Raw genomic sequence first — 17,226 nt, 5'->3', positions numbered from 1 at the left:
TGCTGAAGAATAATGATTTAATCAATTACGCCAAGGCGTAATTGATTATGTAGAGGAGAACATTAATGACAATTGATATGCATGCATTACTAGAGGAATCAAAAAAAGCGCGTGAAAAGGCTTATGTACCTTATTCAAAATTTAAAGTTGGCGCGGCGATTTTAACGAAAAATGGAGAGGTCATTCATGGCTGCAATATTGAAAATGCAGGTTATAGTATGACCAATTGTGCTGAGCGTACAGCATTTTTCAAAGCTGTGTCAGAAGGTATTTATGATTTTGAGGCGATTGCTATTGTAGCTGATACGGATGGACCATGTGCGCCATGCGGAGCTTGTCGTCAAGTGATGATGGAATTTTGCGAGCCATCTATGCCTGTATATTTAACAAATTTAAAAGGTGATGTCACGGTAACGTCTGTAGGCGAATTACTACCGTTTGCATTTACAACGGAGGATTTAGAGAATGCTGGAAAATAATAAAGGCTATAAGTCAGGCTTTATCTCCATAATCGGTCGACCAAATGTTGGGAAATCAACGTTTTTAAACCGTGTTATTGGTCAAAAAATTGCGATTATGAGTGATAAACCACAAACAACACGAAATAAAGTACAAGGTGTACTAACATCAAATGATAGCCAAATGATTTTTATCGATACACCAGGAATCCACAAGCCGAAACATAAGCTAGGGGATTTTATGCTAAAGGTTTCTAAAAATACATTGCGTGAAGTGGATGTTATTATGTTCATGGTCAACGCAGAGCAGAAACTTGGAAAGGGTGACGAATTCATCCTTGAAATGCTGGCGGGTAATCCAACCCCTGTCTTCCTGGTAATCAATAAAATCGATCAAATTCATCCCGATGAATTAATAGGGATAATTGAAAGCTACAAAGACCGTTATGACTTTGCGGAAATAGTACCGATTTCAGCATTACAAGGGAATAATGTAGAAGATTTATTAACGACATTAGCGAAATATTTACCAGAGGGTCCACAATATTATCCAGCAGATCAAGTAACGGATCATCCTGAGCGTTTTATTATTTCAGAGTTAATTCGTGAAAAAGTGTTACATTTAACACGTGAAGAAATACCTCATTCCATTGCTGTTGTTATTGATAAAATTCGCCGTGATGAAGAAAATGAAGATAAAATTCGTGTAGCAGCAACGATTATCGTGGAAAGAGATTCGCAAAAAGGGATTGTCATTGGTAAACGTGGCGCGCTATTAAAAGAAGTAGGGATACGTGCAAGAAAAGATATTGAGATGCTTCTTGGTTCAAAAGTGTATTTAGAGCTTTGGGTAAAGGTGCAAAAGGATTGGCGAAATAAATCAACACATTTACGTGACTTCGGTTTCCGTGATGATGAATATTAATAGGGTCTGCTGTTAAGCTACTAAACATCTTTACAACATTCCTATTTGTCGCTGTAGTTTTAAATGGAGCTGTCCAATAATTTATTGGAGAGCTCTATTTTCACTTCTTTCAGTAGGTGTTTTTTGTACCGAAAGCGTAGCGGCAGGTACAGATGTTTTTTGTAGCGAAAGCAAAGCGTCAGCTACAGGTGTTTGGACGCCCGCTGAAATAGAGGAACTCAGTCTAAGAACGCCACGTCCTGTGGCAATTTATCTGTGCGAAAGCGAAGCGACAGCAACACGGTTTTATCTGTGCGAAAGCGAAGCGACAGCAACAACACACGACTGAGTGACCAACATCGTGTTGGCCTAAGCCTCCGGCGGATGTCACGGAATCGGAAAGGAGTTCTTAAGGGATGTTAGCCTAAAATCATCGCATCCATGCGATAACGGCTAACTGACCTGCATCGGTAAAAACGCCACGTCCTGTGGCATTACCGAAATGACCGACATCGTGTAGGCCCTCACGTAGGCCTAAGCACAAAGCCGATTCCGGACGCATTGTTTATCTGCGCGAAGCTTGTAGAAAGGAGGGGGATCGATGCTTCATAAATGGGAAGGGATTGTCCTAAAGGTGCGTGCCTATGGAGAATCAAATAAAATTGTAACATTACTAACAAGAGAAGCGGGAAAGGTTGCAACGATGGCTCGAGGAGCGAAGAAACCTTCCAGTAGATTAGCATCAGTGACACAGCCATTTACATATGGCATGTTTATGGTACAGCATCATACTGGTATGGGAACATTGCAACAAGGTGAACATCTTAATTCAATGCGCCATATTCGTGAGGATATAATGGCAACAGCATATGCAAGTTATATAATGGAACTTGTCGAGCGAGTAGTAGAAGAGGGGAAACCTGAGCCACTTGCATTTGATGTGCTCCTTCAAGCATTACAAGCAATTGAGGAAGGTTATGACCCGGAGGCCATTACATTGTTTGTAGAATGGAAAATGCTACCCTATACAGGTGTACAGCCTATATTACATGCTTGTGCTGCATGTGGTGCCATAGACGGTGAATTTGCATTTTCTTTTGCGCAGGGAGGTTTTTTATGTCATCGTTGTTATCAGCAGGATCCTTATATCATTCGATTAACACCGACCCAGCTTAAGCTTATTCGGATGTTCTATACTGTACCAATTGACCAGATTGGAAAACTAGACCTAAAAAAGGAAACAAAATATTTTATAAAAAAAATAATTACAACCATTTACGAGGAACAAACAGGAATTCGTTTTAAGACTAAAAAATTTATTGAACAGCTAGAGCGAACGCCTGAATTTCAGTTAAGAACAAATACAGAACAAGAAAAAACGCCAGAAGATCATTAATATTGATCTTCTGGCATTTTTTCTGTTTTTAAAAAAGTCGTCTTGAAAATACAGGGAAAAGGCGGACTCCTAATGTTATCCATCCGAATGCTATGCGTTATTTTATCAAAATGTTATTTTTTTATAGTGGCATTACTTTTTTTGCTAATGACATTAGGACAAATTGATTAATCCTGTATCATTCGCAGAAATTTTATTTTTGAGAGAAATTTAACTATAACTTATAAATATAAACTTCTGTTTTCTAATAAATAGGTCTTTGTATACTTTTTATTTAAAATTAATAGCTGCTACGAAATAAATTTTCTAGGTCTAAAATATTAATTTTGTTACGGTTTTCAATATAAACATAGTATAAACTGTTCATTCCAATACCATATACTAGTTGAAAAGACATTTTACTCTATGATATTGTAATTAATATAGATGATGATATTTACCTTCTTTCAGCAAATGTATTCGTAGCGAAAGCAAAGCGTCAGCTACAAATGTTTTCGTAGCGACAGATACAAAAGTCTCCCACCTAGGCTAACTGACCTGCATTGGTAAAAACACCACGAACGTGGCATTACCAAAATGACCGACATCGTGTCGGCCTTCATGTTGTTGCCGCTGCCGCTACACTTTCGCGCAAAAAACATCTGCCGCTGCCGCTACGCTTTCGCTCTAAAAATATCTGCAGGCCTAAGCACAAAGCCGAATCAGGACGCATTGTTTATCTGCCCGAAAGCGAAGCGACAGCGGCAATTAAGTCGAGGCATAATTGACGAACAACGAACAACGAACAACGAACAACGCAGTCTTACTGAAGAAGGAGGGAGTCACATAATGCTTGAGCATTACGTATGTGGCAGAAAATATGCTAAGAAAAGTGACATTAAGTATTGATGAAGTTGAAGCAAATGATATTTTAGCTGAAGATATTTTTTCGGAGTATCGTTTATTAGCTAAAAAAGATCTAGTTTTAACGGAAAGAATTATTGCTTTACTTAAACTTAGAAAAGTTGACGAATTATCGGTTTATTTACCAACTGATTCAGTCCGAATTGTTCATGATTTAAGTGTTCAGCGTTCAAAGGATTACGAGGATTTATTTGCACCGCTAATGGATAAAAGGGATGAGACAGATGAGTATAAAGAAAAAGTAAGCCACCTTTTTATGACTACATTAGAGAATGTTGTGCATGAATTGCGCTATGGTCAAATTTTAAAAAGCATACAAGATACTGCTTATGTACGAGGTATTTTTGAAAAAGTTTTAGAAAAAAAACATCGCTATGAATTACTCATGCGGTTAAAAGAATGGGATGAGTATTCTTTTGTCCATTCATTTGATGTTTTTGTTTTAGGGACAATTTTTGCCCGTTATTTAGGTTTAATGGATATCGAAACGCTAGCAAGAGGCTATTTGTTCCACGATATTGGGAAGGTATTTATTCCGCAAGAAATATTAAATTTAAAACGAAAATTATCGGAAGATGAATTTGATATTGTCAAAACTCATACAACTAAAGGTTATGAGCTACTCATCGAAAATGGGGAAGAGGATATCTCCTATTTAGCACGTGATCATCATGAGCGCTTTGCTGGTCAAGGTTATCCGAATCAGCTTTGTGAAGATGATATGTGTGAGGGAGTTCAAATACTGCAGATTATTGATGTTTATTCAGCTATGACATCAAAACGTGTATATCATTCGGGATATGCTGCAACAGATGCATTAGCTGTTTTATATCGTGATCGACATTTATACAACGAGAAATTTATGCATAATTTTGTAGAGTGCTTAGGGATTTATCCTGTCAACTCAGTCGTTCAATTATCTGATAATCGTAGTGCGCAAGTAGAGCTTGTCTATGATTTATTCCCAACATTACCTAAAGTTAAGTTATTAGATGAGCAAAAGTCTATGATTTTACCTTTAAATTATAGTGTGAAAATTTCGAAAATGATAGATTATCGTACTAACAGCTTTGAAGAAATTTTTAACTTATTTATAGAACAATTAATTCGTTGTGACGAAAATAGCTTAAGGGTCTACTTTAAAAAATTAATAGATCATTTACATCCTAAAGAAATTGTTTTAAAAATATTTTTACCTGCCTTTCGAATTCTACGTTTATTAACAAGAGAAATCCAAACGGATATGACAAAGTATAGAAATTCTATTAATATTCTACAAAAGTTATTAGAAGAGCAAATAAATATATTGTATATGGACTATCAGCATGAGAAAACAACTGTATTAGTTGTAGAAACTTCACTTCGTGAAAATTTCTTCATAAAACTTGTGCAAAGTATTTTGTATATTGATAAAATTGTGCCGTTTTTTATTAATCCGGATGATGACCAACGCATTTCACAATTGATGGAACATTGTAACGTAAATGTAGCTTACTTTATTGAGGATAAACTAACAATTGATAAGAGGGTTCGCCCAATGCGAGAAGGAACATTCCTTTATTATACACTTGTAGATATCGAGGAAATACTAATAAGCTTAGTAGGTATGAGTATGAAAAGGTTTTCATTTGAGGAGAAGATGCAAGAGCGCTTGTTTTCATCATTAAAGACCTAACAAAAGAATCACGATACAGCTATCAGGAGTATCGTTTGTCTATAGTTTAAAGGGAGTCGCTTAATGCGACTCCCTCTTTATATACTTATGAATTTAGAATTGAAGATGTTTTTCAATGTATGCTTTAACATCTGTAATTGGCATACGAACTTGAGACATCGAATCGCGGTGACGTACTGTAACTTGACCATCCTCTTTTGAGTCAAAGTCGTAAGTGATACAGAATGGTGTACCAATTTCATCTTGACGACGGTAACGTTTACCGATTGATTGTGACTCGTCAAAGTCAACTGGGAATGCTTTGCGAAGCTCTGCCCAAACAGTAGTAGCCTCATCCGAAAGCTTTTTAGAAAGTGGTAGGACCGCAGCTTTAAATGGCGCTAGAGCAGGGTGGAAGCGTAAAACTGTACGCTTATCATCGCCTTCAAGCTCTTCCTCGTCATAAGCATCGCAAAGGAATGCTAATGTTACACGGTCTGCACCTAAAGAAGGCTCGATACAATATGGAACATAACGTTCGTTTGATACTGGATCGATGTAAGTGAAATCTTCACCAGAATGCTCCATATGCTGTTTTAAATCGTAATCTGTACGATCTGCTACGCCCCAAAGCTCGCCCCAACCGAATGGGAATTTAAATTCGATATCAGTTGTAGCGTTAGAGTAGTGAGACAATTCGTCTTCTTCATGATCGCGAAGGCGCATAGATTCTTCGTTCATGCCTAAATTTAATAACCAATTTTTACAAAACTCTTTCCAATATGCGTGCCATTCAAGGTCCTCTCCTGGCTTACAGAAAAATTCAAGTTCCATTTGTTCAAATTCACGTGTACGGAAAGTGAAGTTACCTGGGGTAATTTCGTTACGGAATGATTTACCGATTTGTGCAATACCGAATGGTGTACGTTTACGCATAGAACGTTGTACATTTTTAAAATTCACGAAAATACCTTGTGCTGTTTCTGGGCGTAAATAAATTTCGTTAGTAGAAGATTCTGTTACACCTTGGAATGTTTTAAACATTAAATTAAATTGACGAATATCTGTAAAATCAGCTTTACCGCAATCCGGGCACACTACGTCATACTTAACCATCGTTTCTTTCATTTGATCAAATGTCATACCATCGACAATGATTTCGTCACCTTTAGCTAGCGCAGCATCTTCGATGATTTTATCAGCACGATGGCGCGCTTTACATCCCTTACAATCGATCATTGGATCATTAAAGTTACCAACGTGACCAGAAGCAACCCAAGCTTTTGGGTTCATTAAAATTGCAGCATCTATCCCAACATTGTGCTCTGATTCTTGGACAAATTTTTGCCACCATGCTTTTTTTACATTGTTTTTTAATTCAACACCTAGTGGACCGTAATCCCAAGTGTTTGCTAAGCCTCCGTAGATTTCAGAACCCGGGAAGACAAAGCCGCGATGCTTCGCTAATGATACAATTGTTTCCATTGATTTGTTAGCCATAAAAATAGCCTCCTTTATAGTTTTCAAAGAGTGAACTTTGATGTTGTTTTAGCGTATTTATACAATTGATAAATTCGCTAGATATTTTTAATTTAGGTAGAACTAAATTAAAAATAGCACCCGTCTCCGGGCACAATAAATGCCCAGGGACGAGTGCTAAAACCCGCGGTTCCACCCTGATTGTTTTAAACGAATTGTTTAAAACCTCTTTTCTAAAAGTTAGCTCAAGGAGTGCCTTTTCTCTGTTGCTATGTAGACTTTCACTATCTTCTACTCGCTTTAAAATGGAACAGATACTTTTTTCCCGTCATCGCCTATATAACGCAAATTACTCGAAAATACATCTAGAGCAAGCGTATTTGTCAATATTGTAGCATGTAGTTCTTTTCTTCGCAATAATTATTAAAATAGTATATAATAATCGAGCATAAGTATAACACTATTAGATTTGAGGCGGTGAGTCCAATCGAACTCAATAAACGTCAGGAAGACATTTTACAAATTGTGAAAGAAAACGGCCCAATCACAGGCGAACATATTGCAGAACGTCTCAATCTGACAAGAGCAACTTTAAGACCAGATTTAGCAATACTCACAATGGCTGGCTTTTTAGATGCTAGACCTCGTGTTGGCTATTTCTATTCAGGTAAAAAAACATCCGTTACATTGACGGATAGTATTAACAATTTAAAGGTGAAAGATTTTCATTCAGGACCTGTTGTTGTACCAGAAACAATGACTGTTTATGATGCGATTTGCTTCATGTTTTCAGAGGATGTTGGAACACTCTTTGTCGTAGATAAGAATGAATTTTTGACAGGGGTACTTTCTCGTAAGGATTTATTACGTACAAGTATTGGCACGCAGGATTTAAACAAAATTCCTGTACATATCATTATGACACGTATGCCAAATATTTCGTACTGCGAGAGATCAGATTCTTTAGTTGTCGCAGCGAATAAACTGATTGAACGAGAAGTGGATTCGCTACCAGTAGTTGAGCCACAAGAAGGTGGATTGACAATCGTTGGTCGTCTTACAAAAACGACGATAACACGAGCTTTCTTATCACTTGCACAGAATGACTAAATAGTTGAAGGAGAGCAGCATGAAAAGACTACGGGTTTTTGTTGTATCTGATTCAGTCGGTGAAACTGGTGACCAAGTAGCGAAAGCAGTTATTAGCCAGTTTCGGCCTGGTTTGGAAAACACGGTAATTCGTCGTTTTCCTCATATACAATCAGAGGAGCTCATTCGGAAAATTGTAAGCCTTGCAGCGAAGCAAAAGGCATTTATTGTGTATACGCTTGTTCGCCAGGAAATGCGATCGATCTTACAGGAACTGTGTGAGCAAGAAAAGATATATGCTGTTGATATTTTAGGGCCTGCTTTAAAAACAATGGCAACCTTTGTGGAAGAATTCCCGTTAGAGGCACCAGGAATTGTTCATCAACTAGATGATGATTATTTTAAAAAAATAGAGGCTATTGAATTTGCAGTAAAATATGATGATGGTAGAGATCCACGAGGTCTATTACAGGCTGATATTGTGCTAGTCGGTGTTTCCCGTACCTCTAAAACACCGCTATCACAATATTTAGCACATAAACGCTATAAGGTGGCGAACGTACCTTTAGTACCAGAAGTAGAGCCACCTGAAGAACTTTTAAAAATTGATCCGAAAAAATGTTTTGGTTTAATTATTTCTCCTGATAAATTAAACTCAATTAGAAAAGAGAGATTGATGTCTCTAGGATTGAATGATGATGCTATCTATGCGCAGCATAATCGAATATTAGAAGAAATCCAGCATTTTGAAAAAATTGTCGCTAAAATTGGTTGTAAGGTTATTGATGTGACAAACAAAGCTGTTGAGGAAACAGCAAATGTCATTATTGAGCATATCTTAAACTGTAAATAAGAAACGAATGATGATAAACCACCTCGGTTATAAGAGGCGGTTTTTTTGAGTCGGGTATGAAAATAGTATAGATAAAAACTAATTTTTGTTTTATAATAATAAAATTGTGGTAAAAATATTTATTAAGAGAAAAATCCTATTTTTTTGTCGAGAAATAAAGGATTTTTAAATTGGATAGCGAATTGTGTTTTAGAACGTAATTTAAAGATGGTGATGAATTTGGCAGGGAAGATTCCTGAAGAAGTGATTGAACAGATTCGCACACAATCGAATATTATTGATGTCATAAGCGAATACATGCAGCTTACAAAGCGTGGGCGCAATTGGTTTGGCCTCTGTCCTTTTCATGGAGAACAAACGCCATCTTTTTCTGTGTCATCAGACAAACAAATTTTCCATTGCTTTGGTTGTGGTGCGGGTGGTAATGCTATTACTTTTGTCATGGATATAGAAGGTATTTCTTTTCCTGACGCTGTTGTGAAACTTGGTGAACGTGTTGGCATACATTTAGATGTTGGGCCAAGTTTACCAGATGTAACGAAAAAGGTATCTAAAGCAGAAGAAAGGATGAAAGAAGCACACGCTTTTGCAGCAGATTTTTTTCAACATTTACTGTTAAATACAGAAGATGGTGAAGAACCTTTAAATTATTTGCTAGAAAGAGGATTTACAAGGGAACTTATAGAATCTAATAGCATTGGATGGTCTCTTCCAAGCTTTGATGCATTAACGATATTGCTTGAAAGAAAAGGTTATAACTTACAAGAAATCGCGGAAAGTGGTTTAGTGATCAAGCGTGAAGGGGAAGAACGCTATTTTGATCGTTTTAGAGGGCGGATTATGTTTCCCATCCGTGATGAGAACGGTAAGATTATAGCATTCTCTGGACGAATCCTTGCGTCGACTGGTGAAGAGGCAAAATATTTAAATAGTCCAGAATCACCGATTTTTCAAAAGAGTGAAGTGCTATATAACCTAGATAAAGCACGAACCTCCATTAGAAAAAATCGTCAAGTAGTATTGATGGAAGGGTTTATGGATGTTTTAGCAGCAACTTCTGTTGGTGTAACGAATGCTGTAGCAACAATGGGCACTTCGCTTACGAATCAGCATATCACAAAGCTAAAACGCTTAGTAGAGCAGGTTACGGTTTGCTATGACGGTGATAATGCAGGTTTTGATGCGGCCAAAAGAGCAGCACAGTTACTTCAAACAGAACGTATGAAAGTCAATATTGCGGTGTTACCAGATAAGCTAGATCCCGATGAATACATTCGTAGTTTAGGTGGACAAGCATTTAAAGAACAAATTTTGGAAAACCCTCATGCGTATATTGCTTTTATGATGATGCATGCTAGACGAAATAAGAACTTTCAGTTTGAAAATGATACGCTTCAATATATTCAAGAAGTTCTTGAACAACTGGTAGGTAGATCGTCACCAGTTGAACGAGATTTGTATATAAGACAGCTATCGAATGAGACAAATATCTCGGAAGAAGCGATTTATGCTCAATTCCGAAAGCTAGAGGCAAATCAGGTACGTTCTACAAACGTAGAAATGCCTGTTCAGACGCCTTCGATGCCGGTCACTCAGCAACATAAGCCTATGGACGCAGCTGAACGTGCCGAACGTTTATTACTGGCTCATATGCTTCATAATATAGATGTAGTGGACAGGGTATTACGTAGTGAGCAAAAAGATCCGTTTGTACGAGATGCCTATTTGGCAGTTTTTGTTCGCTTAGTAGGATTTTATGAGGAATATGGTCATCCTGATTATCAGCGTTTTGTTGAGATATTAGATGACTCTGAATTACGCAAGATCGTAATGGAAGCGGCTTTAACGGAACGGGATCCCGACCAAGCAGAGGCAGAGGTCACAGACTCAATACGTCAGCTGCAAAAATATAGAATTGAGCAAGAAATTCAACAAAAGATGCATGAGTCAAAGGAAGCGGAGAAGATGCATGAGTATGCGCGTGCACTTGAAATCGCCCAACAGATTATTCATTTAAGAAAATCGTTATCGGCGATTTAATCCGATTCGGTTGTTTAGAAGGAGGAAGGTTTATGGCGGACAAGTCAGAACGTTCAAAAGAGGTAGAAGTAGAAATTACATTAGATGAAGCAAAAAAAATACTACAAGAAAAAGCAAAATCAGAAGGTGAAATTTCAATGAAAGAAATTTCAGAGAAACTAGCGCCTTTTGAATTGGAGAACGAAGAGATTTTCCACTTTGCTGAGGATCTTGAAAAGGCTAAAGACATTCAAATCATTGGAAAAGAAGAGTTTGAAGAAGAAAGCTTAATGAAAGAAGAAGCAAGCGAAGAGACTTTTGATTTAAATGATTTGAGTGTACCACCGGGTGTTAAAATAAATGACCCTGTACGTATGTATTTAAAAGAAATTGGTCGAGTTGATTTACTTTCTGCCGAGCAAGAAATCGCATTAGCGGAACGTATTGAGCAAGGTGACGAAGAAGCGCGTAAACGCCTAGCAGAAGCGAACTTACGTCTAGTTGTATCGATTGCAAAGCGATATGTTGGCCGTGGAATGCTATTCCTTGATTTAATTCAAGAGGGGAATATGGGGCTTATCAAGGCTGTTGAGAAATTTGACTACCGTAAAGGCTTTAAATTCTCCACTTATGCAACATGGTGGATTCGCCAAGCGATTACACGTGCAATTGCAGACCAAGCACGTACAATTCGTATTCCAGTGCATATGGTAGAAACGATTAATAAATTAATTCGTGTACAACGCCAATTACTACAAGACTTAGGTCGCGAGCCATCTCCTGAAGAAATTGGAGAAGAAATGGATTTAACACCTGAAAAAGTACGTGAAATTTTAAAAATTGCACAAGAACCAGTATCTCTTGAAACACCAATTGGAGAAGAAGATGATTCACATTTAGGAGACTTTATTGAGGATTCTGAAGCTCAATCTCCATCTGACCATGCAGCTTATGAATTGTTAAAAGAGCAATTAGAGGACGTGTTAGATACATTAACTGACCGTGAAGAGAATGTCCTTCGCTTACGTTTCGGTCTAGATGATGGCCGTACACGTACATTAGAAGAGGTAGGGAAAGTATTTGGTGTAACACGTGAACGTATTCGCCAAATTGAGGCGAAGGCGCTTAGAAAGCTACGCCACCCTTCTCGTAGCAAACGTTTAAAAGACTTCTTAGAATAAAGCTACACAGGTTAGGGCTATCTAATTAGTGAGGACTAATTAGATAGCCCTTTTTGCGTTACTATTGAATCAGGAGAATACTCGTATAAGCGAAGTCTATCAAAAGAAAATATTGTTTCGAAAATGTTTATATCATGTACTAGAATCTGATAAACTTAATATTTTTGCTACTTTATATAGATGTGTTCTGCAATGTTTTGAGATAAAATTGGAATAACAACCATATAAAGCAAATGTTTGGAGCAAAAACTATGACAAATCCTCGAAAAAAAATAATCTTGAATGAGATTTTGTTTTGGAAGCAAAATAAGCTATTACCAGAGCATTACTGTGACTTTTTAGCGGCTCTTTATGCAGAGGGGGAAGATGTAGAGGAGTTAGAACCAGTACATCATAAACAAGCTATATTGCCTTCAGAAAAGAAAAGGCTACTACTTATAATTGCAGGTATATGTATTGCGATGATTGCGCTGCTATTTATTTATTTTACAATAGCATCCTTCATGATCATTTTAACGGTTGTCGTTGGAATAGCTGCTTTAGTATTATTTCTGACAGCATTTCGAATGGCACGAAAAAATGATTTATTAGCGCCTGTTTTCCATTTGTTGGCCGCTGTTTTATTGTTTAGTATGTCTATTCGAATTTACACTACATATTTTAACGGAAATAATATTGCATTGTTTTGCTTGATTGCAGCGAACTGTGGGGTTTGGCTTTGGTCAGGTTTAAAAATGAAGCTACTTTATTTCACGGTCTCAGGTGTCCTAGGGTTACTAGCACTGATTAGCTATTATATCATAAACTTATTATAAGAACTCATTTTGTAAAATTAGTTTCGCTGACAAATGACAAGAATCTGTTTGCTTTTATATAGCTTACAGATTCTTTTTTTTTATCAAAATGTGATCTCGAAATTTATCCCATGTAAATTGCTGACGACTAAAAACATAATCTGAGTATTGTGTTGCTGATATTGGAAAATATAGAATATTAATGGTTCATTACCGAAAGTTGTGGATGACTTTTATTTTAATGTATGCAATATATATAAGCTGATTGGAGTGAAGGCTGGGCGACTCCTCGGGGATCAGCAATAGAGGAACGAAGGCTAAAACCATCACATCCTGTGATAACGCCTTTGTGACCAACATCGGTGCCGCTGCCGCTTCGCTTTCGCGCAAAAAACATCTGTTGGCCCGAGACCCTGCAGCGAGCAGTGCGAGTGAAGCGGGTAGGGGAAAGAAGGCTAAAACCATCACGTCCTGTGATAACACCTTCGTGACCAACCTCGTGTTGGCCCGACGCCCCCAGGAAGCTTTGCTCTGTGCGAAAGTGAAGCGTCAGCAACAATGTTTTATCTGTGCGAGAGCGTAGCGACAGCAACAATTGTTTTATCTGTGTGAGAGCGTAGCGACAGCAACAAATGTTTTATCTGTGCGAAAGTGTAGCGACAGCAACAACAAAGCGCCCAGCCGGAACGGAAATCAACCATACGTTATGGTGATGAGCCTGATAATAGGACTTATTGCTATGGCTTATTCTATTAGCAAATATCAATAAGTTATTTTGATTTTCTTGGTATATGATGCGTAAAGAGAGGAAAGATAACAACATGTAAGGAAGCTAAGTTCAAAATGCTAAAAGATAATAGATAGTCCAAATATTGGCGTTTTCAAGACATATTTTATCCAATAGATACAGAAATGTCGAATTTGTTACAAACAAAGGAAAACTTAGCGAATGGTCTTTTCGTTTCATGGTTAATGAAGTACAATATTAGATGTTGACTGATTCTATATTATAATAGAAGTAGATTTACAATGAGGAGGGGAAACATATGAAAAACAATCCAGTCGTTCCTTACATCTTAATTCTTGCATTTGGTATTGGTCTTATTTTCTTCATGTCTTTAACAGGTGCAGATAACAAAAAAGAAATTGCTGCTGAAAAAGAAGGCGGTGGCGAAAAGACTGAAGCTACTGATGACGGCTCAGCTTTAGTACAATCTTGTATTGGCTGTCACGCTGCTGACTTAACGGGTTCTGTAGGTCCAAACTTACATGGTTTAGATGAGGCTCGTATCGTAGACGTTTTAACTAACGGTATCGAAGGCACACCAATGACACCTGGAATGAAAACTGAAGCGGAAGCAAAAGAAATCGCTAAGTACATTTCAACTCTAAAATAGTTAAAAAAAAGTAGCTGTACTAAAAAGCGTTTAATCGTAATTAGTACAGCTACAATTTATTTTATCTTCATTTCATTAAATGAAAAATGGGGTTGCTCAAAATTTGGGGCAACTCCATTTGTTTTTTTTCTCGACATCATACATACTAAGAATGGACACTATTGAAGACAGGCGGTAAAAAAATGAATGCACAAAAATTATCAAAACGATTAGAAACAGTAGCAAACTTTGTTCCCTCAGGCGCGGTTGTAGCTGATATTGGCAGCGACCATGCATATTTACCATGCTACTTAATTCATAAAGGTATTGCTTCTTATGCAGTAGCAGGGGAAGTTGTGAAAGGGCCATTTGAATCAGCAGTTGGACAAGTGCAAAAGGAAGGCTTAACAGAAAAAATTACAGTACGACTTGCGAGTGGTTTAGCGGCAGTGGAAGAAGCGGACCATGTTGATACCATTGCTATTGCTGGAATGGGCGGGCCTCTGATTGTCTCCATTTTAGAAAAGCATCCTGAAAAATTAAATGGGGTAACAAGGCTTATTTTGCAACCAAATATTCATGCTAAAGTGATTCGCGAATGGGCATTAGCACATAATTGGGCAATACAGGATGAAGCGATTTTAGAGGAAGACGAAAAAATTTATGAAATTCTTGTCTTGCAAAGAAGTTCAATGTCGTTAACGGAATCGGAAATTTTATTTGGTCCGAAATTAATGCAACGAAAATCACCAGCATTTATAAAAAAATGGTCGCGTGAAAAAGAAAATTGGCAGCGTGTACTACAGTCTATTGAAGGGGCAGATCAAACACCTGAAATTGAAGAAAAACGTGCAGAGTTAGTGGCTCTACTCAATTTAGTGGAAGGGGTTCTGTGAGATGAAAACAGTAAACGGTCAGGAAATTATCCAATTGTTCGAATCATGGTCGCCTAAAAAGCTAGCCTGTATGGAAAATGACCCAATTGGTCTTGCGATTGGCACATTAAATAAACCTGTAAGTAAAGTATTAGTCACATTGGATGTGAATGAAGCAGTAGCAGACGAGGCTATTGCTCAAGGATGCGAACTAATAATTGCACATCATCCACCGATTTTCAGACGACTTTCGAATATTCGTACTGACAATCCAGCCGGGCGTTTATATGAAAAGCTTATTAAAAATGATGTTGCTGTTTATGCAGCACATACGAATTTAGATGTGGCTGAAGGTGGTGTCAACGATTTACTAGCAGATGCTCTACAGCTTGAAAACCGTGTTATTTTAGAAGAAACTTATGCGGAAAATATGTTGAAGCTGGCAGTTTTTATACCGACTATAAATGCCACTGATTTACGTGAGGCATTAGCAAAGGCGGGAGCGGGTCGCATTGGAGATTATGAAGCGTGTAGCTATACTACAATGGGAGAAGGGCGTTTCCGTGCATTAGAAGGTGCAAATCCACATGTAGGTTCTATTGGTGAATTACATGTTGAAGAAGAAGTAAAGATAGAAGTAGTATTTCCGGAATCCGTAAAAAATCGTGTGCTAAAGGCAATGTTAAACGCACATCCATATGAAGAACCTGCCTATGATCTTATTCGTCTAGACCAGCAAACAAATGTCATGGGCTTAGGACGAGTTGGTTATTTACCACAAGAAATGACTCTTCAGGATTTCACGCAATTTGTCAAAAAGCAGCTAGACGTACCTGCTGTACGAGTTGTTGGCGATTTAAAGTCGAAGGTGAAAAAAGTTGCGCTTGTCGGTGGCGACGGCAATAAATATATCTATTCTGCGAAACGTGCTGGAGCAGATGTATTTTTAACAGGAGATATGTATTTCCATACTGCCCAGGACGCTCAAGCAATCGGTCTGCAAATCGTAGATCCAGGTCATCATGTGGAGAAGGTGATGATTGCCGGAGTAGCTAAAAAGATGGCAAGAATGTGTGAGGATAAAAAATATTCTGTTGAATTTGTACAATCTACTATTCATACAGAACCGTTTTTATTCGTGTAAGAGAGGGGAATATCTGTGGCGAATGAAAGACCTGCCGGCAATAAAGCCGGCAAGTTATGGATTATGATTGGTTTACTAATTGCTGTGTTTGGGTAACTAAACTGTTACGACAAATTTAAATAAAACTATACAAATCTGTATAGAAGCATAGATTTATAACAGAATACCCTTCGTATCAAGCGATTGGTGCGAACTCCACGTTAATTGCTTTTAACTCCTAAAGCCTTGTGACCAAAGCGGAGCTGGAAACGGCAGGCGTAACGGTGCGAAAGCAGAAAAAACAACAAGGATAACATAAGCTGAAAAAAATCACTCAGTGTCCGTAAAGGATCATCGTGACAACGGAAAACGGTGGCGCTAAGTGCTTTGACAATGGATGTTTAGCAGCGAACTCCTAAATCTCTAGTGAGACAAGGAAGACGTTCAACGACTATCTCCTTGAGGGAGAGTAAAACCGCAAGCGAATGGCGGAAGAAAAATGTGGCTCTTATTAGAAGATAAGATGAAGATATAGTCTGCGCTTATGTGAAAGCATAAGAGGTCTACTCGTGAGAGAAAGACTGCATGAAGGGTTGCGCCTTCGTGTGAACAAGAAAAATATATACAAATATAAAAATGTTAACAACCTCTCTAAATAGGGTAATGTGATTTTATCATAGTGAAAGAGAGGTGGTACGCATGGAATGAATGTCCATTGGGAAATTTGCTAAACGTGTAAATGCGGTAACTCTAAGAAGAATGGAAGCAAAGGGCGGTTCGAACAAATCATTTACATCAGTGTTCTAATGAGATTGTGAAAATCAAGCCATCTCGTATTGTGATGGAACATTGACAGAGGATTTCCATCATCAAAAGCTTGTTCTAGTTGTGGACAAATCAAATCAGATTTGAGACTGAGAGACAGATTATATAGATGCTCTTGCGGTTTAAAGCTGGATAGAGATTTGAACGCAATCATTAACTTAGCAAATTATTCAATCTAAGGAATTTAACTTCTTTCAGCAAATGTTTTGGTAGCGAAAGCGAAGCGTCAGCTACAAATGTCTTTTGTACCGAAAGTGCAGCGGCAGGTACAGAAGTCTCCCACCTCTATAGATGGTG

At 37.8% G+C, this 17,226-nt stretch carries 14 protein-coding genes and 2 pseudogenes; 14 read left to right on the top strand and 2 right to left on the bottom strand.

The annotated features are described in order from the left end of the window. Nucleotides 1–65: 65 nt before the first annotated feature. Entirely contained in the window at nt 66–479 is a 414-nt protein-coding gene (locus ACFXN8_RS05605) for a cytidine deaminase (protein ID WP_249073509.1), read from the top strand. Further along, a complete protein-coding gene (era, locus tag ACFXN8_RS05600) occupies nt 466–1,383 on the top strand; it encodes a GTPase Era (RefSeq protein WP_376077735.1) in 918 nt (305 codons plus the stop codon). The genes ACFXN8_RS05605 and era overlap by 14 nt, the downstream gene beginning before the upstream one ends. A gap of 409 nt (nt 1,384–1,792) precedes the next feature. Here the strand turns inward: era and ACFXN8_RS05595 are convergent, their stop codons facing one another. Continuing rightward, on the bottom strand, nt 1,793–1,924 hold the full coding sequence (locus tag ACFXN8_RS05595; RefSeq protein WP_386843481.1) for a hypothetical protein: 132 nt from the start codon (nt 1,922–1,924) through the stop codon (nt 1,793–1,795). A gap of 39 nt (nt 1,925–1,963) precedes the next feature. On the opposite strand from ACFXN8_RS05595, the gene recO reads away from it, so the two are divergent. Both recO and ACFXN8_RS05585 read left to right on the top strand, forming a co-directional pair. Further along, complete coding sequence (recO, locus tag ACFXN8_RS05590) at nt 1,964–2,758, top strand: DNA repair protein RecO (protein ID WP_386843479.1); 795 nt, start codon at nt 1,964–1,966, stop codon at nt 2,756–2,758. Nucleotides 2,759–3,590: 832 nt separating this feature from the next. Then, on the top strand, nt 3,591–5,336 hold the full coding sequence (locus tag ACFXN8_RS05585; protein WP_386843477.1) for an HD-GYP domain-containing protein: 1,746 nt from the start codon (nt 3,591–3,593) through the stop codon (nt 5,334–5,336). Nucleotides 5,337–5,429: 93 nt separating this feature from the next. Here ACFXN8_RS05585 and ACFXN8_RS05580 read toward each other — a convergent pair whose 3' ends face one another. Continuing rightward, nucleotides 5,430–6,815 (bottom strand): glycine--tRNA ligase, encoded by a 1,386-nt coding sequence (locus ACFXN8_RS05580; protein ID WP_386843475.1) that lies wholly within the window; start codon nt 6,813–6,815, stop codon nt 5,430–5,432. A gap of 456 nt (nt 6,816–7,271) precedes the next feature. Here ACFXN8_RS05580 and ccpN point away from each other — a divergent pair, with 456 nt between their 5' ends. The 10 genes and pseudogenes from ccpN to ACFXN8_RS05530 form a co-directional block, all read left to right on the top strand. Then, nucleotides 7,272–7,904, top strand: a complete 633-nt coding sequence (ccpN, locus tag ACFXN8_RS05575) for a transcriptional regulator CcpN (RefSeq protein WP_323647243.1) — start codon at nt 7,272–7,274, stop codon at nt 7,902–7,904. 19 nt (nt 7,905–7,923) lie between these two features. Continuing rightward, nucleotides 7,924–8,736, top strand: a complete 813-nt coding sequence (locus tag ACFXN8_RS05570; RefSeq protein ID WP_376077723.1) for a pyruvate, water dikinase regulatory protein — start codon at nt 7,924–7,926, stop codon at nt 8,734–8,736. Nucleotides 8,737–8,943: 207 nt separating this feature from the next. Then, nucleotides 8,944–10,776 (top strand): DNA primase, encoded by a 1,833-nt coding sequence (gene dnaG, locus ACFXN8_RS05565; RefSeq protein WP_386843473.1) that lies wholly within the window; start codon nt 8,944–8,946, stop codon nt 10,774–10,776. A gap of 32 nt (nt 10,777–10,808) precedes the next feature. Further along, complete coding sequence (gene rpoD, locus ACFXN8_RS05560; RefSeq protein ID WP_370042139.1) at nt 10,809–11,936, top strand: RNA polymerase sigma factor RpoD; 1,128 nt, start codon at nt 10,809–10,811, stop codon at nt 11,934–11,936. 251 nt (nt 11,937–12,187) lie between these two features. Beyond that, nucleotides 12,188–12,751: a hypothetical protein gene (locus ACFXN8_RS05555; RefSeq protein ID WP_376077717.1), complete on the top strand. Its 564-nt coding sequence runs from the start codon at nt 12,188–12,190 to the stop codon at nt 12,749–12,751. A gap of 1,025 nt (nt 12,752–13,776) precedes the next feature. Then, the gene (locus ACFXN8_RS05550) at nt 13,777–14,127 is read left to right on the top strand and encodes a c-type cytochrome (protein WP_376077710.1); all 351 of its coding nucleotides are present in this window, start codon (nt 13,777–13,779) and stop codon (nt 14,125–14,127) included. A 182-nt stretch (nt 14,128–14,309) separates the two neighbouring features. Beyond that, complete coding sequence (locus ACFXN8_RS05545; protein ID WP_376077708.1) at nt 14,310–15,002, top strand: tRNA (adenine(22)-N(1))-methyltransferase; 693 nt, start codon at nt 14,310–14,312, stop codon at nt 15,000–15,002. Between the two features lies 1 nt (nt 15,003). Continuing rightward, on the top strand, nt 15,004–16,125 hold the full coding sequence (locus tag ACFXN8_RS05540; RefSeq protein WP_386843469.1) for a Nif3-like dinuclear metal center hexameric protein: 1,122 nt from the start codon (nt 15,004–15,006) through the stop codon (nt 16,123–16,125). 687 nt (nt 16,126–16,812) lie between these two features. After that, nucleotides 16,813–16,878: pseudogene (locus ACFXN8_RS05535) on the top strand (IS607 family transposase); the annotation flags it as partial. 1 nt (nt 16,879) lies between these two features. Continuing rightward, nucleotides 16,880–17,108: pseudogene (locus tag ACFXN8_RS05530) on the top strand (zinc ribbon domain-containing protein); the annotation flags it as partial. Between the last annotated feature and the right edge of the window lie 118 nt (nt 17,109–17,226).

This window comes from Lysinibacillus sp. NPDC059133 (genome assembly GCF_042755925.1).
Classification (GTDB): domain Bacteria; phylum Bacillota; class Bacilli; order Bacillales_A; family Planococcaceae; genus Lysinibacillus.
Note: the sequence above shows the minus strand (reverse complement) of the source record. Positions and strands in the feature narration are given on the sequence as shown.

Bases quoted from the DNA above. Each gene is read 5' to 3' on its own strand.
- ACFXN8_RS05540 (WP_386843469.1), top strand. From the start codon at position 15,004: ATGAAAACAGTAAACGGTCAGGAAATTATCCAATTGTTCGAATCATGG.
- ACFXN8_RS05570 (WP_376077723.1), top strand. From the start codon at position 7,924: ATGAAAAGACTACGGGTTTTTGTTGTATCTGATTCAGTCGGTGAAACT.
- ACFXN8_RS05550 (WP_376077710.1), top strand. From the start codon at position 13,777: ATGAAAAACAATCCAGTCGTTCCTTACATCTTAATTCTTGCATTTGGT.
- dnaG (WP_386843473.1), top strand. From the start codon at position 8,944: ATGGTGATGAATTTGGCAGGGAAGATTCCTGAAGAAGTGATTGAACAG.
- era (WP_376077735.1), top strand. From the start codon at position 466: ATGCTGGAAAATAATAAAGGCTATAAGTCAGGCTTTATCTCCATAATC.
- ACFXN8_RS05595 (WP_386843481.1), bottom strand. From the start codon at position 1,924: ATGCGTCCGGAATCGGCTTTGTGCTTAGGCCTACGTGAGGGCCTACAC.
- ACFXN8_RS05605 (WP_249073509.1), top strand. From the start codon at position 66: ATGACAATTGATATGCATGCATTACTAGAGGAATCAAAAAAAGCGCGT.
- ACFXN8_RS05555 (WP_376077717.1), top strand. From the start codon at position 12,188: ATGACAAATCCTCGAAAAAAAATAATCTTGAATGAGATTTTGTTTTGG.
- ACFXN8_RS05545 (WP_376077708.1), top strand. From the start codon at position 14,310: ATGAATGCACAAAAATTATCAAAACGATTAGAAACAGTAGCAAACTTT.
- ACFXN8_RS05580 (WP_386843475.1), bottom strand. From the start codon at position 6,815: ATGGCTAACAAATCAATGGAAACAATTGTATCATTAGCGAAGCATCGC.
- rpoD (WP_370042139.1), top strand. From the start codon at position 10,809: ATGGCGGACAAGTCAGAACGTTCAAAAGAGGTAGAAGTAGAAATTACA.
- recO (WP_386843479.1), top strand. From the start codon at position 1,964: ATGCTTCATAAATGGGAAGGGATTGTCCTAAAGGTGCGTGCCTATGGA.